25 protein-coding genes are annotated in these 25,778 nt (G+C 29.8%); 1 reads left to right on the top strand and 24 read right to left on the bottom strand.

Annotated elements, in window-relative coordinates; translation table 11 throughout:
- Window positions 1-139 precede the first annotated feature (139 nt).
- The 9 genes from EV195_RS13960 to EV195_RS13920 form a co-directional block, all read right to left on the bottom strand.
- Window positions 140-658 carry a hypothetical protein gene (locus EV195_RS13960; RefSeq protein WP_132795584.1) on the bottom strand — a complete coding sequence of 173 codons (519 nt, stop codon included), beginning with the start codon at window positions 656-658 and terminating at the stop codon, window positions 140-142.
- A gap of 115 nt (window positions 659-773) precedes the next feature.
- On the bottom strand, window positions 774-1,337 hold the full coding sequence (locus EV195_RS13955) for an REP-associated tyrosine transposase (RefSeq protein ID WP_132795583.1): 564 nt from the start codon (window positions 1,335-1,337) through the stop codon (window positions 774-776).
- Between the two features lie 133 nt (window positions 1,338-1,470).
- On the bottom strand, window positions 1,471-2,007 hold the full coding sequence (locus tag EV195_RS13950) for a hypothetical protein (protein WP_132795582.1): 537 nt from the start codon (window positions 2,005-2,007) through the stop codon (window positions 1,471-1,473).
- Window positions 2,008-2,018: 11 nt separating this feature from the next.
- On the bottom strand, window positions 2,019-6,623 hold the full coding sequence (locus tag EV195_RS13945) for a DUF6443 domain-containing protein (RefSeq protein WP_165915745.1): 4,605 nt from the start codon (window positions 6,621-6,623) through the stop codon (window positions 2,019-2,021).
- Between the two features lie 7 nt (window positions 6,624-6,630).
- Window positions 6,631-10,020, bottom strand: coding sequence for an RHS repeat domain-containing protein (locus EV195_RS13940; RefSeq protein WP_132795580.1), 3,390 nt, complete (start codon window positions 10,018-10,020; stop codon window positions 6,631-6,633).
- A gap of 163 nt (window positions 10,021-10,183) precedes the next feature.
- Window positions 10,184-10,702, bottom strand: a complete 519-nt coding sequence (locus EV195_RS13935; RefSeq protein ID WP_132795579.1) for a hypothetical protein — start codon at window positions 10,700-10,702, stop codon at window positions 10,184-10,186.
- Window positions 10,702-11,880 (bottom strand): hypothetical protein, encoded by a 1,179-nt coding sequence (locus EV195_RS13930; protein WP_132795578.1) that lies wholly within the window; start codon window positions 11,878-11,880, stop codon window positions 10,702-10,704. The genes EV195_RS13935 and EV195_RS13930 overlap by 1 nt, the downstream gene beginning before the upstream one ends.
- A 2-nt stretch (window positions 11,881-11,882) precedes the next feature.
- Window positions 11,883-14,042, bottom strand: coding sequence for a type II secretion system protein GspD (locus tag EV195_RS13925; RefSeq protein ID WP_243693129.1), 2,160 nt, complete (start codon window positions 14,040-14,042; stop codon window positions 11,883-11,885).
- A 6-nt stretch (window positions 14,043-14,048) separates the two neighbouring features.
- The gene (locus tag EV195_RS13920; protein ID WP_132795577.1) at window positions 14,049-14,402 is read right to left on the bottom strand and encodes a hypothetical protein; all 354 of its coding nucleotides are present in this window, start codon (window positions 14,400-14,402) and stop codon (window positions 14,049-14,051) included.
- 85 nt (window positions 14,403-14,487) lie between these two features.
- Between EV195_RS13920 and EV195_RS13915 the strand changes: the two genes are divergently transcribed.
- Window positions 14,488-14,901 (top strand): type IV pilin protein, encoded by a 414-nt coding sequence (locus EV195_RS13915; RefSeq protein ID WP_132795576.1) that lies wholly within the window; start codon window positions 14,488-14,490, stop codon window positions 14,899-14,901.
- Here EV195_RS13915 and EV195_RS13910 read toward each other — a convergent pair.
- The 15 genes from EV195_RS13910 to EV195_RS13840 form a co-directional block, all read right to left on the bottom strand.
- Window positions 14,898-16,025, bottom strand: a complete 1,128-nt coding sequence (locus EV195_RS13910; protein ID WP_132795575.1) for a type II secretion system F family protein — start codon at window positions 16,023-16,025, stop codon at window positions 14,898-14,900. The two genes, EV195_RS13915 and EV195_RS13910, sit on opposite strands and share 4 nt — an antisense overlap.
- A gap of 2 nt (window positions 16,026-16,027) precedes the next feature.
- The gene (locus tag EV195_RS13905) at window positions 16,028-16,477 is read right to left on the bottom strand and encodes a type II secretion system protein (RefSeq protein WP_132795574.1); all 450 of its coding nucleotides are present in this window, start codon (window positions 16,475-16,477) and stop codon (window positions 16,028-16,030) included.
- Window positions 16,470-16,805 carry a hypothetical protein gene (locus EV195_RS13900; protein ID WP_132795573.1) on the bottom strand — a complete coding sequence of 112 codons (336 nt, stop codon included), beginning with the start codon at window positions 16,803-16,805 and terminating at the stop codon, window positions 16,470-16,472. Before EV195_RS13900 ends, EV195_RS13905 begins: the two co-directional genes overlap by 8 nt.
- Window positions 16,793-18,037 (bottom strand): hypothetical protein, encoded by a 1,245-nt coding sequence (locus EV195_RS13895; RefSeq protein ID WP_132795572.1) that lies wholly within the window; start codon window positions 18,035-18,037, stop codon window positions 16,793-16,795. The genes EV195_RS13900 and EV195_RS13895 overlap by 13 nt, the downstream gene beginning before the upstream one ends.
- Window positions 18,038-18,043: 6 nt before the next feature.
- On the bottom strand, window positions 18,044-18,493 hold the full coding sequence (locus EV195_RS13890; protein WP_132795571.1) for a hypothetical protein: 450 nt from the start codon (window positions 18,491-18,493) through the stop codon (window positions 18,044-18,046).
- A 2-nt stretch (window positions 18,494-18,495) separates the two neighbouring features.
- Complete coding sequence (locus EV195_RS13885) at window positions 18,496-19,905, bottom strand: GspE/PulE family protein (RefSeq protein ID WP_132795570.1); 1,410 nt, start codon at window positions 19,903-19,905, stop codon at window positions 18,496-18,498.
- Entirely contained in the window at window positions 19,906-20,376 is a 471-nt protein-coding gene (locus EV195_RS13880; protein WP_132795569.1) for a prepilin peptidase, read from the bottom strand.
- Window positions 20,377-20,620: 244 nt separating this feature from the next.
- Complete coding sequence (locus EV195_RS13875; protein ID WP_132795568.1) at window positions 20,621-20,812, bottom strand: cold-shock protein; 192 nt, start codon at window positions 20,810-20,812, stop codon at window positions 20,621-20,623.
- A gap of 235 nt (window positions 20,813-21,047) precedes the next feature.
- Window positions 21,048-21,242: a 30S ribosomal protein S21 gene (rpsU, locus tag EV195_RS13870; protein ID WP_132795567.1), complete on the bottom strand. Its 195-nt coding sequence runs from the start codon at window positions 21,240-21,242 to the stop codon at window positions 21,048-21,050.
- 21 nt (window positions 21,243-21,263) lie between these two features.
- Window positions 21,264-22,127 carry a sigma-70 family RNA polymerase sigma factor gene (locus EV195_RS13865; RefSeq protein WP_132795566.1) on the bottom strand — a complete coding sequence of 288 codons (864 nt, stop codon included), beginning with the start codon at window positions 22,125-22,127 and terminating at the stop codon, window positions 21,264-21,266.
- A 426-nt stretch (window positions 22,128-22,553) separates the two neighbouring features.
- Entirely contained in the window at window positions 22,554-23,324 is a 771-nt protein-coding gene (locus tag EV195_RS13860) for a PA3715 family protein (RefSeq protein WP_132795565.1), read from the bottom strand.
- On the bottom strand, window positions 23,314-23,655 hold the full coding sequence (locus EV195_RS13855) for a hypothetical protein (protein ID WP_132795564.1): 342 nt from the start codon (window positions 23,653-23,655) through the stop codon (window positions 23,314-23,316). Before EV195_RS13855 ends, EV195_RS13860 begins: the two co-directional genes overlap by 11 nt.
- A 12-nt stretch (window positions 23,656-23,667) precedes the next feature.
- Window positions 23,668-24,444, bottom strand: a complete 777-nt coding sequence (locus EV195_RS13850; RefSeq protein ID WP_132795563.1) for a hypothetical protein — start codon at window positions 24,442-24,444, stop codon at window positions 23,668-23,670.
- A gap of 10 nt (window positions 24,445-24,454) precedes the next feature.
- On the bottom strand, window positions 24,455-24,841 hold the full coding sequence (locus EV195_RS13845) for a hypothetical protein (RefSeq protein WP_132795562.1): 387 nt from the start codon (window positions 24,839-24,841) through the stop codon (window positions 24,455-24,457).
- A 49-nt stretch (window positions 24,842-24,890) separates the two neighbouring features.
- Complete coding sequence (locus tag EV195_RS13840; protein WP_132795561.1) at window positions 24,891-25,775, bottom strand: Lcl domain-containing protein; 885 nt, start codon at window positions 25,773-25,775, stop codon at window positions 24,891-24,893.
- Window positions 25,776-25,778 lie beyond the last annotated feature (3 nt).

Here is a 25,778-nt window from a genome sequence, read left to right as displayed (position 1 = left end):
AAGATAGCTCGGAAATAATTTCTGAGCTATTATAAATTGTATACAATATTAAGCTTTGATGTTACACGGATTATAAATCCGCACTATCTGGATATATTTAACTTATCTATTAATAAATCTCACAAAAACTATTCTCTATTTATTGTTTAAAAAGACTTACAACCGAATTGATTTTTGGTTTCCATTCTTTTACTTTTAAAAGAATAAATACAAGTTCAATTGAAGAAATTATTCCAGTATAATAAAATAAGTTTTTTAAACCATGGGTTGAATTATATAATAATTCAACCATATACAGAAAAATAGTAAATATCCACACCTTACTTAAGAAAGTACTTGGCACCTCAATTTTTTTGAACTTAATAAAAGTTATAATTAAAGGAATAAGTTTTATTACTAGAAGTCGTGCAAATATATTGTATAAATTTAAAACATTCTCCTGTTTAATTGTAAAAACTGTAATTGAAAGAAATACCCAAAATAGATAATTAGATACTATATTATAAATATTAGACTCTCTATCTTCTTTGTATGTTATATAAACTCCAAATATCATCAATACAGACGAAATTATACTGTATAAATTTGTTGTGATTTTATATTCATAAACAAAAAATATAAGTCCAAATAAAATTATTCTTGAGATAAGGTTTTTCATTTTTATTATTAATTAGTTCTTTTTAAATTACTAGTTAGATCCGTACTCTTATTTTTTCTTCTTATTGTTCCCCCTATCCCGCCAGTTTGTAACTGGTGGTAATTATTAATCTTATTTATATTGATATCGCAAAACCCAAATCATCAGTTCTTAATATTGTATGATCTCCACTAAAATTTCTAGCACTTGAATATTTCCAATCTATTGGATTGCTAACAAAACCACTTACAACTGGATTTAAATGAATATAATTTATCTTTTGTTTAATGATTTTATTACTCCAAAGTTCTATAGGTTTATTATGATGCTGCCAAAATTGATAGTTTCGAATATTTGATTGTTTGCTTCCCGCACGTTTGAACATCCATAATAACCATTCTTTTCTACTTTCTTGTGGATTATCTATTATCCCTTGTATCAGTTTTTTTGAAGTGTGCTTTTTAAAATCTCTTAATAATTCTGATGGTTTTCCTTCGGAAGAACGAAAAATAAAATGGATATGATTTGGCATAATACAGTATACAAACAATTGTAAACCTTGTTCTTTTTTACAATATTCTATACTATCAACTAGTATATCAAAATAATTTTGGCGTGTAAATACATCTATCCAATACACAGTTGCAAAACTAACAAAGTATAATCCTTGTTTATTATGAAATTTATAATCTCTACTCATAGCAATACTAAAATAAAAAAACCACGCTACTTTTAAAAATAACGTGGTTGTATATAATAGTATATTTCTAATTACTTACTCATACTCGCCACCAGTTACAAACTGGCAGTAGCGGGGGGGGAACACTTAGTTTTTAATTATAAAAAATTATGTCTTGAGAGTCATGTAAAATCTCACCCCTTTCATTGAAAATAAATGAATATAACTTAGCTTGACTCACGGGTATTTTAAATCCAGATTTAAGACTATCCAATGCTGTTTTTCCGTAAGTATCTTCAAGCTTAATTAATAAAAACTCATCATTTAGGCAAGAAATCGTAATAACAGAATAACTTGATTTACAATTTGACAAGTTAGCTAATTGTTGATAATATACCCCATGATGTTTTCTATACAATTCATTTGATAATTTTTTAAAATCTTCTTTATTCCATTCAAGTTTCTTTAATAAAGAAGTCTTTGTTTGCTCTGAATATTCTTCAATAGAAAGTATATTTATATTAGGGTTTACTAAATAACAATTTTCAACTTTTTTATTAGTTTCCAACTTTAGAATTCTTTGAATAGATTTTTCTACCATTTCAATTTTCTTGTAATCCAATACTTTTTTATTTCTCGTGCAGTTATTTAATAAAAGACAGACAAATAATAGAATTAATATTTTTTTCATGCCTACTAAAATTATTTTGGGATACTTTGATTAGTATGTTTTATTTCCTTTTTCGTACCATCGATTAATAGAAATATAGATTCCTTTTTATCACCATAAATGTATCTTATAGGTAAATTCATTTCTTGTCTAAATATATTAATTCTATCAACTGTTGGACCAGTCTTTGTGCCTTTTTCACTATGAATTGGATCTGGTAAAGCTTTTACACCTTTAAAAGTTACTTTTTCTTTTTCATCTTTATCACTATCAAAATAACTTGTTCCATAAGATGTATGCACGGATTCGTGTAAAAATACAAAACCAGTACTAGCTGTCCTACTATCTATTTTTTCGTTTTTTAGTGCAGTTTGTATTCCATAAATCTGTTCAGCGTCAAGATGAATTTCATTCAGGTGGGGTTCAGTACGTGAACCTTTCCCTGTACTATTAAAAACTTTAATTGTTTCACCAGGAGCTAGTAAATGATCTATAAATGCACTAGCACTTTCACTTGTATTTTTACTACCCTCTTTACATCCACTTGATATTAATATTGTTTTACCTGTTTTATCAGTACTTGTAGAAATATTTTGACCAGATATATTAGATAATTCCATCATTAAATTAATTAATAACCATAAATCTTCTTTAGTTCCTCCATTTTTCAAATCTGTAACATCAACTTCTCGACCATCAGGATCTACAAAGAAAGTAGGAGTATTTAATGCATACACAAATGAAGAGATGTTATAATACTTTTCAGCAAGTGGGTCTAAATTCATCCACCTACCCAAACTAGCATCATAATTTCTAGCATTGAAATCATGCCATTCTAATCCTAACTCTTGGTTTAGTTCTTTACCACCAAAACTGAACATTTCTGCTTTGGAATTCCCTAAAGAATTTGTAACAAAATTATACCCCTTATGTTGCAGCCCAAATGGATAGTAATTTTTTTCTTCAATGATTTCTGTACTTGCTGTAATTACTCCATCACCATTGTTATCGGTATACGATAAACGGATGTTTCCTAAATGGTCTTTGTATTGGTAAACATAATTCATCTCGACTCCGCTCGATGTGACATCTGCTTTTACGTAACCTTCTGCGTGGTTAAAGAATTGTAATGTAGGTTGCGCTCCTCTTCCTGCTGGTGTTTCATAAATATGATTACCTGCATAATCAGTTACAACAGGGTCTCCAAATTCCCAAACTTTCTTTTGTAGTTTTATACCAGATGCATCATAAATATAGTCAATATTCTTACCGTTTATAGTTACTTTAGTTGGTAAGTTTAAATGGTTGTACTCTATATTTGTAATTCCCTTATTAGCATCAGATGTCATATTCCCATTAGCATCGTAAGTATATTCTGTAGCTAAATTTGCTCCATCTTTAAAACCATAAGTTGTATTACCTCCTGATAATTCTTCAACTTTTATTAATCTATTACCAGTATTGTTGTTATTATAGGTATACTTTAAGTTATCCATTAAACCAAAATCAGCAGCATTTGTAATATCTGGATTTTCTACTACATGACCTTGTCTTGACAAGTTTAAAATATTACCGTTCTTATCATAACTAATTCCAGATACATCATAATATGAACTAAAATCTCCAGTAGCAGATAGTATTCTATTTAATGCGTCATAAGAATAAGTATACGTCTTTTTACTTGTATTCTCATTTAATGTTTGCCAACTTGTTTGGGCAATATTACCATTATATAAACGCTTGTTTAGCTCCACACTTGGGTCGTTGTATTGTATGCTAAAGTTAAACAAATCATTGTCATTTGACACATCTTCGTTAATATTTGTTAACCATCCACGTACATTGTAGTTGTAATCTACTTTTTGTAAACCTTTGCTGTTGTCTACAATTTTAAAATCTTTGATTTTAGCATTATAAGTTTGAATAGAAACATCTCCAATTAAAGTGCCAGATGACCTAGAAGTTGAAGTATAAAAAGTTTCTCCATTACGCTTATATTGAATTTGATCACCTATACGTTCTACTCTAAAAATATCTCCTTCATAATATCTACCAAAATTACCTTTATACGTTCCCCATTCATATACATGTATATATCCATTTCCGACATTATAAAGTGCAAAACGGATTGAACTAAAAGAAGCATCGTTATTCGTATTAGATAAACCAACCATAAAATCTTTATCATACTGAGGAGCAATATACTCTACATAACCATCAGCATTAAAACTTCCTTGAGTTGCTAAACCAACATTCCATCCATTAACGGTACTTGTTTTTGTAATAGTATTATCTGCTATTGCTAAACCACTTGTAACATCTTTGTAACCAACTTTAGTTCCATTACCTAAAATTTTACTTTCCAATTGCCCTAAATCATCGTAGTTGTTCTTTACAATACGTTCCGAGATTTGACCATTAATCTGTTGGTTTTGGCTTATGAGTCTGTCCATGTGGTCATACTCAAAACGATCAATGGTTACTATAGGATCTTTACCTGTTTTGGTATGTGTTGTTTTCGTTTCTAAGACTTTCCCTGTAAAATCATCTAATTTACTTTCTACGATATCTACAGTTCCTAAATATGGATTAGTACTATACACATAAATTGGACGTGCCTTTGCATCATAATATGTAATCGTAGTAATCCAACTTCTAGTTGTTAAAACTCTAGTTTTAGAAACCGTAGCTAAGCCTTTGGTATTAGTTGTAATATTTTGGCCATAAACTGTAGTTGGTGCTACAAAGCTTGATGGTAAATCTTCATAAGTATCGTAATAATTAATGGTGTATAAATCAGTAAGTGTTACTGGAATAGCTGAACTGGTATAATACACATTTGAACCTGATACATTTAATGGAGAGCTTTGTCTTGTTTCCCATTGTGCATAACTACCATTCGTTGCATAACCTTGTAATGTTATTCTACTAACTGTATGATTCTGTATTCCTGTATATGCCACTCTTCCTAATTGATCGTATTTGGTAAACAACCATTGGTTTTTTGCCTTCAAATTCGCATCCTGTGTTAATGCAGGACGATCTAACTTATCATATACTATATATTCCCAACCCTTTCCAGGTATTTTCTTTTCTACCAAACGGTTTCGGTAATCATACACATATTGATAGCATAATTCACTTAACTTAGTTGTAGTTGGTTTTGCAACTGTTCCTTCTGCTTTTGGTGGAATTACATACGTTAAGTTTCCAAAATCATCATATACATAATACGTATCATGCTTTTGATTTTGGTTATAGGTGCGTTTTAAAACTACTTGTCCGCTTTTGTTTTTAAACTCTTCCGTAGTATGGTCGTTAATATGTGTTTGATCAGATTTCCAATTCTCGTCCTTCGTAACTGTTTTCGATAATGCTCCTTCGGGATAAGAAACCGTACCTCCTTGTAAAGTTGGTGTGTAGGTATTATTAGCAAAACTTGTCGTTACCGTGTAGATTTTTACTTCATCAGTAGCATCATTTACATCGTAATCAAACTTAATTTCGTGTCCTCCTCCAAGCTTCCAATCCAAACCAGGAGCAGCTTGTTCTGTTACTCTATTTAGTGGAGAATAATCATAGGCTTTTTCTGAATACGCATTGATCTCAGATAATAATGTTGCTCCTGCAAAGTCTTTTGCATACTTACGAGCATAATAATCCTGCGTTGCTGTAGCCATATTCTCCGTTCTAATGTTTGCATCTCCACTTCCATTAGTAACTGGTAAATACTCTTTAGTCATTCTACCTAAGTTATCATACTCTACATGAGAAACAATATCTTTAATGTTTTCTTGAGCGATAACAGGTGCGTTTTCAGTAAAAACATCCTCTAAAGGTAATTCGCCTCCATCTATTTCTTGAAATAATGGACTCCAAAAATATTGGCGGACACTTGTGTCATAAGTATAATATAAATAACTTCTCAGTTGTGTAGTGGTAATGCTTTCTCTCCATCTAAACTCTTGACCATCGAGAACCTTATTACCGTTTGTATCATAAACACCACTTACTTCTGTATCTGAACCTCTGTAAGTATGTGGGTGAATTACACCCACCATCAAATACCAAGTATTTAATTGTGGTAAATCTCCATTCCAAAAATATGGGTTACCGTCTTCGGTTCCGTTTAACTTATCTACATTTCGGGTTCCATGATACGTTCTACCATCTTGACTCCCTGTGCGTTTTACCCAAACAGAATAACGATAGGTTTTAGTGTTATCAATGGTAAAATAGTCCGTATTCCATCCTCCGTCAGAATAGTAATTACCATTAGGAGCACATTCCCATAATAAATCAGTACTTCCAAATGGAGTTGTACCACTTACTATTTTATTCTCATCAGATGCCCCATTACGATTATAAAAATCTGTAGCAGTTGCATTTTCTGTCCAATCAATTGGAATGGCATTGTTAGAAACCGTATTTCCTCCAGCATTTACTGCAACCGATTGTTTTAAACGACCAAGTCCGTCAAAATATTGAACACTGGTCATTACTTCATCTTTGTTATGTCCAACAACTGGACTTGTAGTAGCTTTTTTATATACTTTGGTAACTACATGATTCTCATTAGTGCTTTGTGCGTACATCACAAATGGTAACACTAAAAGTATAAATACTAACTTTTTCATTTTCATCTTAATTTTTATAGTTGTACGTGTGCTCTTTTAAAATCTGTCCTTGTGTGTTTTTAACAAATCGTAACCTGTTAAACTCATCGTACTCATAATACATCACCTCTCCTCGTGGGTCGGTTATACTGGTTATACCAATTAATGGGTCATAAGTATAAGTGGTAACTTGAGCCTCTGGAAAAGCATTGCGTAATGCAGTTAAACTAGAACGTAAACTGTTTTCACTCGTAGTATCAATATCATTATTAGAAGAAGCTATAGCAGCATCGATAGCAGATTGCTGTGCAGTACTTATAGAAGAGTACCCTTCAATTTTAGCAATAGGTTGGGTTTTATCATATCCCCAAACATAGTAGATTTTAGAACCATCTTTCTTGCTGACTTCTACAGGATTTCCTGAGCGATCATAACTATGGAAAATAGCTCTGTCTTCAACAAAAGTCTGATTTCCTTTACTTGTTTGAATTTTCTTAGGAAGGAGAATTCCACTCTCAGTATCAACAGCATATTCCGTATGTTGAACTCCTAGTTTTGTAGTATTCTTATAAGAAGTGGTCGTAACCGGTTGCATACGGTTTGCATTCATTAAAATTGGATCAAAACCATTTTCAGTTTTATATACATCTCCTTTACTATCGGTAATTTCAGTACGCTGTAACTGATAGTGTTTAGGGTAATCATAAAAATACTTGGTTTCACTCTCTAAAACTTTACCATCGAAATAATTACGCTCTGTAGTACTATGTAAATTAACCGTACCTCCTGTTAAATAATAAACACGAAGACCGGCCGTTTCCTGATCTAAATAATCTTCTCTTCTTTTATACATAAACAAAGGTAATTTAAATAAAGTTCTACTGTTACTTACTTTACCTAATGATACCTTCTCTTCTCTCCAACCTAAATATTCGGCTGGAGGGTTAAACTTAAAATCAGGATAAGTTAATGTTCCTCCAACTGCGTTAAATCCATAAAAACGATCTCCATATAAATAATTTGTAATCACTTCTTTTTCTAAAGTATATCCTTTACTTGGATTGTTACTGTATGTTAATGTATTCACATTTTTCCCTCGTAACCATTCATTATCTGTTGGTGGATGGTATGGGAATTCATAATAATCTCCTCCTCCATCAGGTAAATTTGTAAAGTAATATTCTATTTTACCATCATTATTATTTTTTGTCCCGTTATATTCTGTAACAAACGAGTACCCTATACTATTAGGCTGATAAGAACTAAAAGCGCTTGTTTGATCAAAATAAGCTGCTATTACATTAGAGCAAGAATTAAAACTATTATACTTATCAATAAGTAAATAAGAAGGTAAGCCAATTACAATACCTGTATCATTTCCTCCTTTGGTATAATCAAATTCTTTAAGTCGAGTATCATTTTCTGTTATATACTCTATCTTTTTTATTCTCTTACCACTAGAGTATAATAAAGGTATTGGTTGATCATAAGAAATTGTCAATTTAAAGTCATAATCAGGGTTTAAATGTAAATCTATCGGGACACTAGGATGCCTTGGGACTAAAGTCTGGAAGCTAACTCTTTCACTTCCTTGACATAATTTAAAGCTAACTTCTTTACCTATTTCCATTTCATAACCATCCTTCAAGACTTGAAAAATACAATCAGGAATATTTGGGTCTCCATTAGCATCTCTTAAATGAAAACACTCTAGTTTATAAGTTATATTTACTCCTGCTGGTAAATCATAATTTAATACTTTATAAGTTCCGGTAGAACTATCATAGAAATCACTCTTTGTTAACTCTATTTTTACTCCTACCTCAGATTCTGGATTAATAGCAGGGGTAACTACCTCGTTAATAAAAGAAGGGGGGGCTCCCGTATTATGCTCATAAGTAAACTTAGTTATTCCTCCTGTGGGATATTTAATCTGTTCTAGAATTCCCGCTTTTGAATTTTCTAAATGTACTCTCCTATTAGGTTTATAATGTCCATATTCAAATAACCGTAAAAAAGGACCATTATTCTCTGCTCCATTATAGTAGCCCCAATAATCTTGACGACTAGAAAACCTACTTGGTAACACTGTAGAATTATAAGTAAACTTATAAGGGGGTAATTTTGCTCCGTTATTTCCTTCCTCTTCAATACTACTTAAAAACATTCGCTTTAAAGATTTAGGAAACATTTCTAATTGTGTTAGTTGAGGTAGTACATTTGAATAATCGGTACTAGTTGTATACTTGTAGTTTAAATCAAAAGCTTTTACTTTAGTGTTGTTTTGATCAAATATTGCTATTTTATCCAATGCGAACCCTTCATAATCTTGTCTCACATTTGTTTCTTTAACCAAAACAATACTACCTTGATTATAGGTTATTTTACTTAGCTGCCAGACTTCCTCGTCAACTCTATTTACTTTTGAACTAATGGTCAATATGTTGTCCATATCTCCTAAATTCGTACTTGTGCCTAAACCTAAATCGTGTTTATCATAGGACTTTTCATGTCGAACAATTCGTTCTTTTTCATAATGATAGCTGATTAACTCTCCATAAGGCGTTTCAATATCTAATAACTTCCAAGAACTATAATATTGAACCGTACCCGATGAACCATCTCTAACAGCGTTATTTAAATAATATGAGGTTCCTATTGATGAAAACTGTAAATCCCTAGCTTTTCTTTGGCGATCTTTTGAAATCCCGTAGTAAAATGTATTTCCAGAGGCATCAATCATTTTAAAGGCTATTATTTTACCTTTTTCCCCTGTACTTTCAACTTCTCTTTCTTCAATTACCTTAACATCTCCAAAACTTTGTACAACTGGCTTTAAGGTTTCGTAATCAAATACAAACTTCCCACTGGTACCTCCGCCACTAAATGTAAACTGATCTGGATAATAATCATAATTCCTAACAACACTTTCCCTTGAAAAAAAGTTTTCCCTAGCTGTAAAACTCTGAGGAACATTTATAAAGTCCGAAGCGTTTCCTAAATAAGCGGTTCCATTTACGGTTCCAACATCATCCGCATTTCCTCTTACTTGTCTAGAAATATCACCTCCGTAAGTTAGAGACCAGCCCATTCCTGTTCTTGGTGCTATTTCTGATACTTTTACTCCACGGCCATGATAACTTAAACTAATTGGAATTTGTATTCCTTTTGTAGCAATTGTGTGAATTGGAATCGATACATTCGCTAACCCAGAATAATGAGATACAGGAACTTCTGTAAATCTTGACAATGCAGCTGCCTCTGGTGATGGAGGAACGACTTCTGGTAAAAAGTTACCTTGTGATGTTTGTCCACTTCCACTGGAACCAGAACCACCACTACCATCTTCTCCTGTGAGCTGACTATACCCCACAGAACATACAAGCATTAAAATAATGCTCAACATTAATTTTTTCATAAGATTAATTGAATTTTAGCAATTTATAAATAACTATTATTTTTTCCTCGGGCACCAATATATACATTTTTAGTTTTAATTATTGTGTTACACAATGTTAAAAATGTCACCCTTATTTTCTTAGCTGTTTTTTAATTTTTATAGCGATTTGAAAAAGGTATTATTAATTTGAAATAACTTTTTTCAGCAATAACTCCAAAACTAAATATTCACTTCTTCTAGCGTAATCTTTTTTCTTTTTAAAACTGTATGATTTAATTTCCCCTAAACCTTCTTGCTCAAAATAATTTAAAAATTGAAGCAACGAATTAAAATCTCCTTTAATTGTAATTGGATATAACTGAGACTTTATCGAATTATCCAATACTTCAATAGGATTATTAAACTCTATAATTTCTATTTTAGATGATTCTTTATAACCGTTGATTTTTTTTAGTAAAATTTGTTGAAAAGAATTGTCGACAAAGATGTTTTCTTTAGCTAATATTGAATCTATATATTTTCCTTCGTACTTGAAAGCTAAAGTTCTTGAAGTTATATTATCAGTTTCGATCTTCTCTTTCAATAATTTAGCGTAGGTGTTTTTTAAATCTATGGTGCTTTTAAATGTAGTATAATACAGTAACGGTATAGATAGTATAAAACCAATTAAAAGCAGGACATTTTTTCTCTTATAACTCATTATTTCACACGAATTAAAACATGAAAGCTTGAATTCTTTTTTCTTTTATCTTTCTCTGTAGAAAGTTCTAACAATTGGTTCACCCATTTTTTTTGTTCAATTTTATCAATCCAACTGGTAAACTCATTATAATTATTTAAAACTCCCTTTATTTCAATTTCTTTTACTTTAAACTTAACTTCTTTTTCTTTTCGAATTGTTCCTTCAATTGGTTGATAATTAATTTCGGAAAGGACAACTGAATTGGGTATTTCTTCTACAATTTGGTCAGCATATTTAGAAACTGAGAATAAACTTGAATTTTGCAACTCTGAAAGAAGTTTTCGTTTTTTTTCTAAACTTACTGATATCTCTTTTAATCGTAGTTTTGCTCCTGTTTTTATTTCTAATTGTTCTCGTAGTTTAGCAACCTCTTTGTTGTAACTACTAAAAAAAAGAAAATTAACAAGAACCATAAGAAAAATAACTCCTAGAACGAGTTTATAGCCTAAATTAAAGGTCTTCTTTTCTTTGAACTGAGTTACATTATTTTCCGAAAAAAAGATAGCTTTTTGCAAATAAAAACTCACAATAGCTCCTAATGATAACACATAAGAACTTTGAATTTTCAATCCATTAATAGTATAAGTTGCATCATTAAAACTTTTATTCTTAATTAAATGAATTTGTTCATCTAAAAGAGTAACCTCCGCGTTAGAAGTATAAACTTCAGTCTCTTCAATTACATCAGAAATATTGGTAACAGATAAACTCCCTAACACTACATCTAAAACATCAATAGCTTTTGATTGGTATTCTTTTACTAATTTTTCAACATAATCGTTTCTAACTATTGAGATAAAAGAATCTGTATTGGAATAGGAAACTTGAGCATAAAAATTACTTTTTACAAGTGTTGGGTATGCATTTTTAAAAACCAACTCTTTATTGGGCTCAACAAATGGAATTGATTTCGATAGTACTTGGTTATTATTTACTACCAATACCAAATGTTCCTGTTTAATTTCTTTTAGGTATGAAAATAAATTTTCTAAGCTATTAAAGCTTTCTGAATTCTTTAAAACTAGTTCATTCTTTTGCTTAAATAACTGCAAACAATGAAATTCTTCATTACCATCACTATCAAACGAATGTTCAACCGCACAAAATGTATTCCCAAAAAACAAACGGTCTTTCATTATTAACGGATAATAGTTGGTTTGATTAACACAGATAGTTTCTTCTTAGAATCAATTCTTGTTTTCTTACTAAAAAACCACTTAATAATTGGAATTCTTGCTAAAAAAGGCACTCCTGAACCTGAATCATTTTTCAATTTCTCTTCTAAACCTCCTAAAATAACTACATCTTGATTTTTTACTCTGATAATCGAGTTAAACTCTCTAGAATTAATACCTGGAGGTGCTTCACTATCTATTCTGTTTGCCTCATTAAAACTAGACTGTAACACATTAATACTCATCGTTATTTGATCGTCTCCGGCAACCATAGGTTTTATCGAAATCGATAAATCTGCATCAATTGGCACATAATTACGTATTTCGGTAGTTTGTGGATTTTGTGAACCAATTATATCTCTGCGTACAACTGCATAATACGATCTTTCTCCGTTAGACAAAACTGCTTCATGACCATTTAATGTAGATAGTTTAGGAGTAGATCTAATTTTGATATTTCCATTGGTTTCCATAGCCTGAATTTTCGCATAAAAATTAGGCACTACTTTACCAATATTTAAAGACCCGAAGCCATCAAATCCACCAATAACTTTATTTAAGGTTGTTGCTCCTAAAGTTACTCCGGTAGAAGGAAATAACGTCCCGGAGTCATTTACAGGTTCACTTCCTAAACCTAGCTCTACTCCTGTATTAACTGTAGCTGTTTTGTTTACTTCAATAATCATTACCTCTATTAAAATAACAGGTACAGGCTTATCTATTTTTTTAATAAACTTTTGAAATCTTTTAATTTTTTCAGGATCACCTGCTACAATAAAGCTATTTAATTCAGGATCAATTTTAATATTCCACTTTTTACCCTCATCTTTAAATTCCTCAGGAATAATATCTGAAAAAGCTTGTAATGTATTTATTTTGTTATCTAAGGGGGCTGAAGTTTGTGGTAAAGTCTGCCTTCTTCTATCTCTATCATTTGGAGAACCATTTGTAGAATATCCATTACTCCCCACACCTGAACTTCCATTCGTTAACTGAGAGCTAGTGCCACTTGACGAGTTAAATAGTGAATTATAGTCATAGTCATTTCTTTTTGCACCAATTGGTGTAGACATGATTTCTATAGAACGGTGCATTAAAGGTACTATTACATAACTCTTAGTAGCAGCTTTATCTCCATTTGTGAAATAATAAATATTATTTTCCTTTTTGTAAGTTAAGTTATCCTCATCTTGTAAAATTTTAGTTAATAACTCATCAAAAGTTATATTTCTAGTTTTAAAAGTTAACTTCTTTAGATTTGATAAATTTGTATCTGTATATAAATCAATATTTAATTCATTACTTATATCTTTTATGATAGCACCAACATCTTCATTTTCAAAATCAACTTCTAGAATTTTATTAATAGAGTCTTTTACTTTAAAATAAAAGTTTGATGTTCTGTATCTTCTTTTACGAATTGATTTTCTTTCTTTATCATTTCCCCTGACTCCATTTGATGCCACCGTTTCATCACCTTCTAGCTGCTGAAACAAATAATAACCATCTTTAGTTTTTATTACTTCTAAATTGTTAGTAAAAGCCATTTTTTCAATAGCTCCTTCAAAGGGCATTTTTTTGATAAAACTGGTAATTTTTTTATCTCCCATATCAACACCAAACAACAAATTTTGACCTGTAACTTCTGTTATTTTTTTAAAAACTTGTGATAAAGTGTCGTTTTTTACATCAATACTGAATAAATCATTAAGCTTATCATAAGTAACATTAAGCTCTTTCTTTTCCTTAATAGGTGTAGGCTCAACATAATTATGCACAGATAAAATAGCGCCTGTAGAATTAATTTCTAAATTAAATTTTTCACAAATATGCAGTAGTAAATCTTTTACTGTAACATTCTCAAAGTTATAACTAACAATTTTACTTTTTAAATTAGGATCAGTAATAAAATTGATATTCACCAGCTCCGATATAGAACTAAATATCGTAGCAAAGTCCATACTTACCTTACTAATCGTTACTTTTTCTGATAATTGAGGAATAGCAACTTGTTGTAAACTATCTAATTGTTTTTCTAATAATTGTATTCGGGAACTTTTAATTTGACCAAACAACGTAGCGCATACTAATAATGCCGCTACTACTAACATATTCTTTCTCAATGTCAATTAATTTAAAGTTAAGCTATATATTTCTTCAAGTGATTGGTATTCTGAGTTTACTCCATAAACAACCCATTCGTATTCACCTGCTTCTAATATGTTCGTAAATGAAGTTTTTGTTACCAAAGTATCAGCAACTATTTGTGTTGCATTTAAAAAGTTGGGAGTTGCAATTCTAACTTTATAAGCTTCTGCTCCTTCTAAAGCTTTCCAAGAAAAAGTAATAGTTCCCGCTGCCATTACTGTTTCGTTTACAGGGGCCAATACTTCTACGGTATCGTCAGAAATATTATCCACAAAAATAGCTTCACAGCTACTAAGTAATGTTACTAAGAACACTACTAAAACAATCTTTTTCATAATAGATAAATTAAAAATGGGTGTAAAAGTATAAAATAATTTCTTTTTTATAATTTTGCAGCTAGAAAAAATAAAACATATTGACATGAAATTGAAAGTTTTAAACAAAAAAGTTGATGCCTTTAACCTACAGGAGTTATTGGTAGTAATGGTGATTATTGGGATTTTGGTATTGATTGCTACTCCAAATTTAATGAGCTTGGTAACTAAATCTAAAAGTACAGAAGCAAAACTTCAATTGGGTCATTTACATGGATTACAACTTGATTACCATTACATGAACTCTAAATACTCTAACAGTTTTAATGATATTGATTTTGAACCTCCAATAAATATAAACCAAGGAGGAAGTGCTTTTTATAGTTATGAAATTATAGAAGCTTCAGCAAATTCGTTTAAAGCACGAGCTACTGCAGTTACTGATTTTGACGGTGATGGAACGTTTAACGTCTGGGAAATCGATCAAAATAAACAACTTAAAGAAATTGTAAAAGACTAACCGATAACGGTACTTAAGTTAAACATTGGTATATACATAGCAATTAAAATTGTAGCCACTACTGCACCTAAAAACAAAATAATTATTGGTTCTAGCACAGAACTTAACATTTTAGATTTATACTCTATTTCTTTATTGTATTGTTCTGTTAGCCTTTCAAAAATTACTTGATTCTGATTGGTTTCCTCGGCAACTTTTATGAGAGAACTCATTTTTGAATCGAAAATTGGATGACTACTCATGCTTTCCGATAATGATTTTCCTAAAAGGATATCAGATTCTATTTTGGTTAATGCGTTTTGTAAAGGATAAAAAGTTATCATTTTTTGAGTAAGTTGAATTCCACTTAGCAATGGAACTTTCGCTCCAATTAATAATGAAATTGCCTGTGTGAATTGCGCTATTTTTACTTTTCTAAAAAACTCTCCTACAAAAGGAACTTTTAATAGAAATGATGAAGATATCTTTTTATACCATAACTTATCTTTCACAATTATTTTTCCTACAAAGAAGACAAGAATCATAACAATAAACACCCAATAATAATCTCTAAAAAAGTTTGAAGCACCAATAATTTTACTTGTAATCCATGGAAGCTCAACTTTATTCTGCCTAAAAATATCAGCAAACATAGGCACTACAAATTGCATCATAAATACAACGGCTAAAATGGCTGTGAATAGTATAATTAAAGGATAAGACAATGCTCCGATTATAGTTCTTCGTTGTTCATTTTTTCGTTTAAAAAAGTTGCTTAATTCTTCTATAACTTTGTGCAACGTACCTGTTCTCTCTCCTATTTGAACTGAATAAAACTCGTAATCCGAAAAGCTGTTTTGTTCTTTTAATGCTTCTGAAAAATTTTTACCAGATATTAATTCTGTAATTATATTCTCAAAAAGCTGTTTGTCTTTTTCCTTTCTTTGCTCTTTTGCTATTAAATCTAAAGCGTCTTTTAGCTCTAAACCAGCTTGTAATAAAACATATAATTCAGTATAAAAAGCTTCTTTCTTTTTATTAGAAAACGATGAACCAAAAAGAACAATATCTTTCTTTAAAAGTTCATTTATATCTAAACCATCTTTGGTTTTTGTATTCTTAACATTCTTTATTTCAAACCCCATAATTAATTGTTTAGATAAAATGCGGCATCTTTTACTGTATAAATAAACGTTGCTCGATTTGTTAAGTTTTTAGTTGTAAATCGTAAAGCATCTACTTTTCCTTTTTGAACTTTCTCACCATCTAAAAAAAGGGTTACTTCACTTAGAGGAACGTGAAAAGTATCTTTATTACGCAAAATATAATTGTCTTCAATTATATATTTTATTGAATCAATTGGGTTTTTAAATCTTAGTTCGGAATTAGTAAAATCGGCTATACCAAAACTATTAAAATCTCTATGTAATACCTTTTCTAAGCTCAATAACTCTTCTTTTGAAATAGTTCGCTTTTGAATATGGCCAACTTGTTTTTTTACCATACTTAAAGCTACATAGGCTAATGAAATAACAATTGTAGAAATAATCATTACCACAATTAACTCAGTTAATGTAAATGCTTTAACTTTATTCATTGCTTATTAGTTTTTTAGACAGTGTTTTGTTAGTTCTTTTCGATCTAACCTCAAAACTTATCCAATCAATCCCTGTATTCTCTTCTTTTACTACTGCAATATCATATTTTCCATCATTAAAATAGTAAGGCACTTTCAATTTTTTACTTTGATATTGGTACATAAGTTCATGAACAACAGAATTTTGATTGTAAGTATCTCTAACACTAATATTTTTCAATAAATTACTAAGAATTCCCATCGCTATTCCAAAAACAATAACAATAATGATTGTTGCGACTAATACTTCATTTAGAGAAGATGCTTTTACTTTTTTTAATACAACCATTTGCAAACTGCTCTTTTATTTGTATTTCCAGTTAAACCAACATACTCTTCAGACAATTCCTTAGCATTAATTACGCCATTATATATATGGTTAATATATGTACTCCCCTTTTGTTTAGTTATAAAGTTATTTGTAGAAACTTCTCCAATTACTTCCCCTAACAATTCGGTATTTCCTTCACAAAAAACTTCTCCGAAAACTTTCGTATTTGTATCTAACTTAATTTGAGGTTCTAAATTTCTTTCCTCAGATTTTTCATGTAAAAAATAAAGTCCTCCTTTAACTGTAGCTCCCGGTTCTACTGAAATATGATGATCCTTTTCTATTTTGGTAGCCTTATAGTTTAAAATTAAACAAGAAGGATAAGATAAAGCTACATTTCTTCCAACCTGTATTCTCTTAGTTGCAAATGCTTGAAAAGTAGCTTTAACACCAGACTGAATTTCAATTTCAGGGGCGATGATAATAATGTCTTGTAAGTCGGTTTCTTTAGTAACTATGATTTTACGTAAAGACTGAATAATTATATTTCCTTTTAAAGAAATATCTTGAAGTGTAATGCTTTCATAATCTTTATAAAGTAACGTTTCATCTTTAAAAGATTGAGCTAACTTTTCTCCATCTCTAAGCTCTATATCTTTAAAATCTTTATTTAATAGACTCGTCGTAAATGAGGTAAGCTGTTTTATTGATGAATTTTTAGGTAGACTAGAATTACTAACTTTAATAGCTCCATACACTAAACTAGAACCATAGTAAGAGTTACCAGCAATGTTTCCACTTTTTACACCTCTTTTTGGAAGATGAGCTGTACCTGTTATTCTTGTATTTCCAACAACTACTAGTGGAGTAAAATTATCAGTTAAGTACAATGCTTTTCTTTCGGAATTGATATTTCCCATCATTCCAATTTTTTCAAAAGTTTCCTTATTAACTTTAGAAGAAATTTTAACTATATCAAACGCACCCCAATTACTTTTAACAACTGAGTTGTTTTCATTTAAACTTTCTGAAAATTTAATCTCATCACTTACACCAGTATTTTTTGATAGATACTTAAAACCATTTACTGTATTGCTAATTGCTTTTTGGTAGAGGACATTTTTAGTAGCCAATTTTTGTTGTAACTGTATAAGCTGTATAAATGAAAATAAAATGATTAGTATGATTATTGCAATAACTAACACATATTGCAAAGCTCCTGCTTTTACTTTTGTATTGCTACTAAACATAAGTCCCTATTTTGAGAAACTCTTCACTTCTCCTTTATACTTAAGAGTTACCTCTCTATTATTACCAGAAACTACTTTAAGATCATTAAAAACTTGATTTACTTGTAGTATTTTCTGTGCTCCATTAATTGTAAGAATGAACAACTGTTTGTCTTTATTTTTGATAAAACCTTTGTACTGAATACTTGGAAAAATAACAGGTTCCTTTTCTTTCTTAACTGTTCTAACAACTTTCTTTTTAGGTTGGTTATATTTACCTAAAAAAGGATCTCTTTCATGAGTAGCTACCGTGTATAATTCTTTTTCTTTGGCTTGTTTTGGTGTAAATTTCTTATAGCTGACTTCGGTTAACTCCTCTTCACCAGAATTTAAATATCCAAAAATTTGAAAGCCAACTATGCTCCAAATAATAATTACTGCTGCTAATAAAATGTATGTTTTTCTTTGCTTATTCATAACTACGATATTAATAAAGAATATACTTCATCAACAGAAGTAACTCCTTCTTTAATTAGTTGAATGGCATTACTTTTTAAAGTTTTGATATTGTTTTCAACTAAATATTCTTCTATTTCTAATTCTTCTTTTTTTATTGCTTTTTCGATTGCTCTTGTAACAGGAATTATCTCGTAAATAGCTTTTCTACCTCTATAACCAGTTTGATAACAATGTTCACATCCAACAGACTTAAAGTGTGTTTTAATAACTCCTTCATTAAATAACTCTTCAGGAATATCATCAACTTCTGTAGTTACCTCTATTTTACAATTATCACACAATTTTCTTACTAAACGCTGTGCTACACTCACATTTAAAGTACTAGCAATTAAAAACGACGGAACACCCATGTCTATTAATCTAGAAATTGTTCCCCAAGCAGAATTTGTATGAATTGTAGACAACACTAAATGCCCTGTTAATGCAGCTCTAATAGCCATATTTGCAGTTGCAACGTCTCTAATCTCTCCAACCATAATTACATCAGGATCCTGTCGTAAAAATGTTCTTAACGTACTCGCAAAATCTAAACCAATATCTTCTTTTAACTGTACCTGATTCACACCTTCTAAAGTATATTCGATAGGATCTTCAATGGTTAAAATATTTGTATCCTCTTTGTTAAGTTCTTTAAGTGTTGCGTATAAAGTTGTTGTTTTTCCTGAACCTGTTGGTCCTGAAATTAAAATAATACCATTAGGCTTTTTTATAGCCTTTTTATATGTATTTATCTCATCATTATTAAATCCAAGCTTCTCTAATTGAATGGCTACATTATTTTTGGAAAGTATACGTAACACCAACTTTTCTCCATGTAATGTTGGTAATGACGAAACTCTAATATCAAAGTCCTCATGAGAAGTAGAAACATTAATTCTACCATCTTGTGGAAGTCTTTTCTCAGAAATATCCATTCCCGACATTATTTTTAATCGGTTGATAATTTTAGGATACTCGCTTAAAGAAATTAAGTACTTCTCTATCAGTTTTCCATCAATTCTAAATCGAACTTTATTTTGTTCTTCAAAAGCTTCAAAGTGAATATCACTACTTCCAATTTCTTTTGCTTCGTGAATAATATTCAATAGAAAATCATCTGAATATGTTAACGTACTAGTACTCTTATTTCTTTTTCGATAATTAGATAATAGATACTTATTTATGTTACCTTCTTCTTCTTTAAGAAGTTGTATTTTACTTCCTAGAATAATTTCTAACTCATTTGATAAACCATCAAAATCCTGACTATCTGTCAATAATGAAATGATTTCATTAGTATTTTGAAAAGGAATAATACGGTACTGGTACGCTAATTCAGAAGGAATTAATTGTACCAAATCGGTAGAAATATCAAATTTTTTCTCTTTCATTTAAATAGAATATAGGTTTACTATATTGAACGCCAAATTTATAAATAAAATTAGAAATAGAAACAAGGCTTGTAAACCAGCTAAAGGAATTGTTTTTTTTGAAAGCTTTGGTTTAAGAACTTGATACAATATCAACGAAAAAACTAATGAAGAAACAAATAGCAATAGAAATGTTTCTACCGGAAACCCAAATACAAAAACAAGGAAAAATAGTATATCTCCAAATCCAAGAGCATCGGATAGTTTTAGCTTCATTTTAAACTTTGAGTATAAAAACAACACTAAAATCAACATTAAGAATACTACAGCATTCATAGATATATGCAATAAATACAATTGTACAATTGTTTGTTGATAAAACAGATATCCGCTTAGCATAAATGCTATTATTAAAAGCCATAAATACACTTTTCGCTCACGAAAATCTTGAATAAAAACACCTAATAGTAATAGTAAAAAAATGTAAATCAATTTTTAATGTTTAAGTTAAAATGAGACTTTGATATAAAATTAAACAAAAGAAAACATAATCTAATACTCAATCCTATTAAATGGTAAGTAACGATTTAAATAAGCAAATTATATTCATATATAAGTAATTAAAACTTTTAAAAAATTATCAAAAAAGAAAAACCCACTCAAAGATTGAGTGGGAAATTGCTATGAAAAAGAATCTCCAAACGTCTTTGGAGAAATTTTAAATATTGTTATTGGTTTAAATTACTTCAACATTAACAGCATTCATACCTTTTTTACCTCTTTCAGATTCGTATCTTACTTTATCACCTTCGTTGATATTGTCAATTAAACCTGAAGTATGAACAAAAATATCTTGTCCTGTTTCTGATGATGTAATAAACCCAAATCCTTTTGAGTCGTTGAAAAATTTTACTGTGCCTTCTTGCATCTTTACTATATTATTAATTAAAAAAATTGTTTAAGAAGAACTATAAACAGTTTTTAACTTTAAACTATTTATATTCTAAACACTTAAAAAAATAAAGTAATGATGAAATAAAAAAAGGAAAGAGAAATCTCAGATACTTGTTACTTGATACTACCTTAAAATTGTAAATATTGTTCTACTTGAACGGTACAAAGGTAACTGTTTATTTTTAATTCTAACCAATTTAATTTATTAATTAATTGTCATCACTTAAAAAAACTCTCTCTCTGTATTGTGCTTTCTTTATTTCTGCTCTTCTTCTTACCGATTCTTTTGTAAACTCTCGCCTATCTCTTAACTCTCTCATAAGTTTAATATCTCTAAACTTTCTTCTATAGCGTTTTAAGGCTCTATCTATATTCTCTCCGTCTTTTACTTTAATTATTAACATACTTTATAAATTATTAAATTTCTATCCTAAAAAATCCACTAATGTCTTCGATTTTGACTGATGTTTTAATCTCAATAGTGCTTTTTCCTTTATTTGGCGAACTCTTTCTCGAGTTAAATCGAATATTTCGCCTATTTCTTCTAATGTCATCGAGTACTCTTTACCTATTCCATAAAACAACCGAATAATATCCGATTCTCGTTGAGATAGTGTTTTTAGTACTCTGTTTATCTCTATTTGTAAAGATTGAGCGTTCATTTCTTTATCTGTTTCTGTTAATTCACCAGAATCATAAACACTGTATAAATTCGAATTTTCTCCTTCTAATAATGGCGCGTCCATTGATACATGTCTTCCAGAATTTATTACCGATTCTTTTACCTTGGTTATTGACATGTCTAATGTTTTTGCTATCTCATATATAGATGGATATCTTTCATTGTCTTGCTCTAACTTTACAATTGATTTTTTAATTTTATTGATATCCCCTATTCTATTTAAGGGTAATCTTACTATACGAGACTGTTCTGCCAGAGCCTGAAGTATAGCTTGTCGAATCCACCATACTGCATACGATATAAATTTAAACCCCCTAGTTTCATCAAAACGCTGAGCTGCTTTTACCAAACCAATGTTTCCTTCGCTTATTAAATCTATCAACTTTAACCCTTGACTTTGATATTGTTTAGCTACAGATACAACAAAACGTAAATTAGCATTCACTAAAATCTCTAAAGCTCTTTGATCTCCATCTCTTATTCTTCTAGTTAACTCAACTTCTTCATTAGCGGTTATTAAACTAATTTTACCAATATCGTGTAAATATTTATCCAAAGACCTTGATTCTCTATTGGTAACTTGTTTAATAATCTTAAGTTGTCTCATGTCTTTTTGAATAAATTATCAGCACCTCACTTATTTCTATATTGAGTGAAGAATTTATTTTTGATATAAAAAATTAAATCACAACAAAAACATAGAGTTTTACTACAATTTTTCTAATATCAAATAGATATTAAAAATTGATTATTATATAATTAGAAAAAGAATTAAAGCGCAAGAAGGATAAGTTTGTCTGGTTTCGCTTTAAAAAAAAGAAAGATCAACTAAAAAAAATCCGTTTGTAATTTAATCTAAGATTTATTATACCTGTCAAAGGTATGCCTTTGTGCTAGATAAAAAAAGGATTATTACAATTTAAAATATTTAACCTATCTATAATATGCATTAAAAAACGGAATTCTTTTGCTTTTGTTAACCTCTAAAATATGTAAAGAGAAGCTCTAAATAAGTTTTAATAATTATAGATATTTACTTCTGATATTTCGTTCCATTAAACCTAAGCAACTCTTTTTTTAAAGAAACAGGCTTTTCTTTAACATCACAATCTTCGTTTTTATTTTTAAAGCTAACCATTTGTGAATTAGCACTAATACTTAAAATATCAAGATATCCATTCGTTACAGAATTAGTAGTAGACAATTTAGCAACTATCTTATGAATATCTGAATAACACGCATCAGCACTTACATCCACTTCTCCAGATTCTTCATATATGGTATAAGAACCCAATACTTTTCTCAACGTAGTATTGTGCTTTGTATAAAGAGAAATATCTTTTCTACTGTAGGGATTTGGTTGTGAACTTCCTGTATATTGAATGATGATTCCAAAAGCATTTTGAGTAGGTGAAATCTTATAGTTTTCCGCATCAATAGAAATATCGGATATGTATATAGCATCTGAAAACCAACCTGTTTCATTAGAAGATTCAAAGAATTTATGAGAAATATTTCCAGTTCTATTATTTACAATTACTATGTAACTATTTAGCTCATATATATCTTCTTCTTTATTAACAACTTCAGGAATTACAATTATGGTTTCACTGCTACTGTTTGGTGATACTGTAGCAGTTACAAAATCTGTATTTGATTCCTTAACATTTATTTCTTTTAGTACTATTTTAATTAATTCTTCTTGGGATAAAACAGACAATTTATCTTGCTTTATATTTTGAGCATAAGAAAAATAAGTTATGAATAAGACTGTAACTAAAATGCTGCTTCTTTTAAATAACATCGATAATTTTTTCTAACAAATAATGAATAAACCCAACTACAACCATACTACAAAAAAGTAATATAAAACGAAAAAATATAAGCCTGCTACTCGTTTTGATTCTCTTCTTTAAGTAAAAATAGTCTACTACTAAAAATAAAATAGCTATAATACATCCGATGAAAGCTCCAATTTGTAGTAAAGCAATATTATAATAAATATTTACAATTGTAGAAAAAACGTTTGTAGCTTCTAATTTAGGTCCTAACAAAAGCCTCATGTACACTAAACCACTTAGTAATGCAAGTAGAATCCAAACTACATAGTTTAGAACAATCTTTATCTTTTTCATCGATTTTTTAATTTACTCTAGCAATTTAAAAAATTCTGCATCTTGTTTTTTAAATTTTCCATCTTGATAAGCACTTTGGTAGTAGTGTGTCTTCTCAAAGCTATTAGAACCATCTTTATGTAAATGTTTTGATGCCCAACTATCATTTAATCGGATATATTCAATACTCAACTTTCCTTTATTATAATTCCTTGCTTTTTTATAGTTAGATACTCTTTTCTTGTAATCTAATTTAGACCTATCTAAAGCATCTTCTAAATAGATGCTAAAGTTTGTTTCTGGATTTAACTTTCTATACAATAAGTAGGTTCTGAAATTTCCTCCATACGTTATCATCGCTAATTTATCATTCGTTTTCTTTATGATTACCTGATTATGAAGCGTAATTCCTGATACAAAATTTTCTTTTGAAACAACTTTAGAAGCATCGTATTCACAAAACGATAGTTGATGAAACTTCCCTTTGTAATTTCTTAAAATTCCATCTTGCTCATTAGGGCGTCTTCCTTTAATCTTATGTGCGGCGTAATAACCATAATCATTTTCCGATAACTTTTCTACAATCAAATTAGAAGCTACTATCTCTTCTCTTTCATCTCCAAGAAACAGTGTATATCCTTTTATCAATTCGTATTCTCCCGAAATGTCATTTATGCTATACTTTTTTTCTACTTGTTTCTTGTTATAATGATTTTGAAAATGATCTATAACAAAAGTTTCATCCTTTTCAATATTACTAGAGAAAAGGATGAATAATGGTAACCAAAATGTCAGACTAAAATATTTCAAGTGAATAATATTATAAAACTGCTTTTTTTACTACGTTTTCTAATTCTAAAAATGCTTTTTTCTGATTTGGGGCTAATACTAACTCTTTAATTTTCCCCGTAATTATCTCAATAATATTTTGATATCTTTTTTCACTTTTTCCAAAATAGGCATGCATCATTTTATTTGGAATAATATAAGTCATTTTCAATTTATTATCTTCTTGAAAGTGAATTTTCATTCCATGCATAGCACTTTTTTTAAGTACAATACATTGCGCCATTTGTCCGTTAGAATCTATTCTGTGTTCCCAAACATCATACTCTTTTGAAACTTCTAAACTTGAAGTATTTTTTAACTGTTGGTTTAATGCGTCTAAAGTATTGTATTCGGACTTTATATTGATTGTGTTTTCCATACGTACTATTATAATATGTTATTTCTTATATGTTTTATAGACTTACTAATTAAAAATCGGTCCAAGCTCTAACAGCTCTAACATTAAAGTAATTAAGTGATTTATAAGCCCCCTGTAAATCATAGTATCCGTCAGAAAATCTAATAATTATAGCTTGAGAATTAGTAGACTCTGTACTACTCCAATAACCAGATTGACCAACTCCTGTTTCATCAAATACATTTCCCGAATTTTGAACAGAAGTTGCATTAATAATTTCTTTGTTATTGTACATCTCTTCCAATTCGCCAATACTCGGTAAAAACCAATCATCGTAACCATTTAATTCTAAATCATTACATAATTGTGCTGCATAAGAACCATTACCTTGAAAACTAACAATTGAAGATGTATTTGATTGTCCGGCACCTAAACTAGTGTCTCTAGCACTTGTATTACCGTTTGAACCATTATACCACTGGATTCCAGTAGTTTGATCAACAACAGAACATACATAACCTTGATCTCCTGTCTGATTTACCCAAAAAACAACTCCACCAAACTTATAATCTCCCACTTCATGCACATCATTCAATTCAATTGTTATTGAAGCTTCATTAGTTGATTGATTTGTTGAAACAACAGCTGTAATTAATGGATTCGTTTCGAAATTAAATAATGAAGCATCATTAACTGATAATTCGCCCGTGTTTGAGTTTATACTTAATGCTCCAGAAGGTGTTTGAGACACAATTGTATATGTTAATATTGCACCTCCAACGGTTTGATTAGCTTGTACATTGCCTATTACTTCACCATTCGTTGGATTCTCATTTATTGATGTTGTAAAATTTTCTAATGTAACTACATTTGATATGTCATCATCACTACAGCTATAAATTGTTAATATTACTGTAAAGACTGATGAATAAATAAGTTTTGCTATTCTTTTCATAAT

This window comes from Tenacibaculum skagerrakense (assembly GCF_004345825.1).
In the GTDB taxonomy this organism is placed as follows: domain Bacteria; phylum Bacteroidota; class Bacteroidia; order Flavobacteriales; family Flavobacteriaceae; genus Polaribacter; species Polaribacter skagerrakensis.
This window is presented reverse-complemented; position numbering and strand designations above follow the sequence as displayed.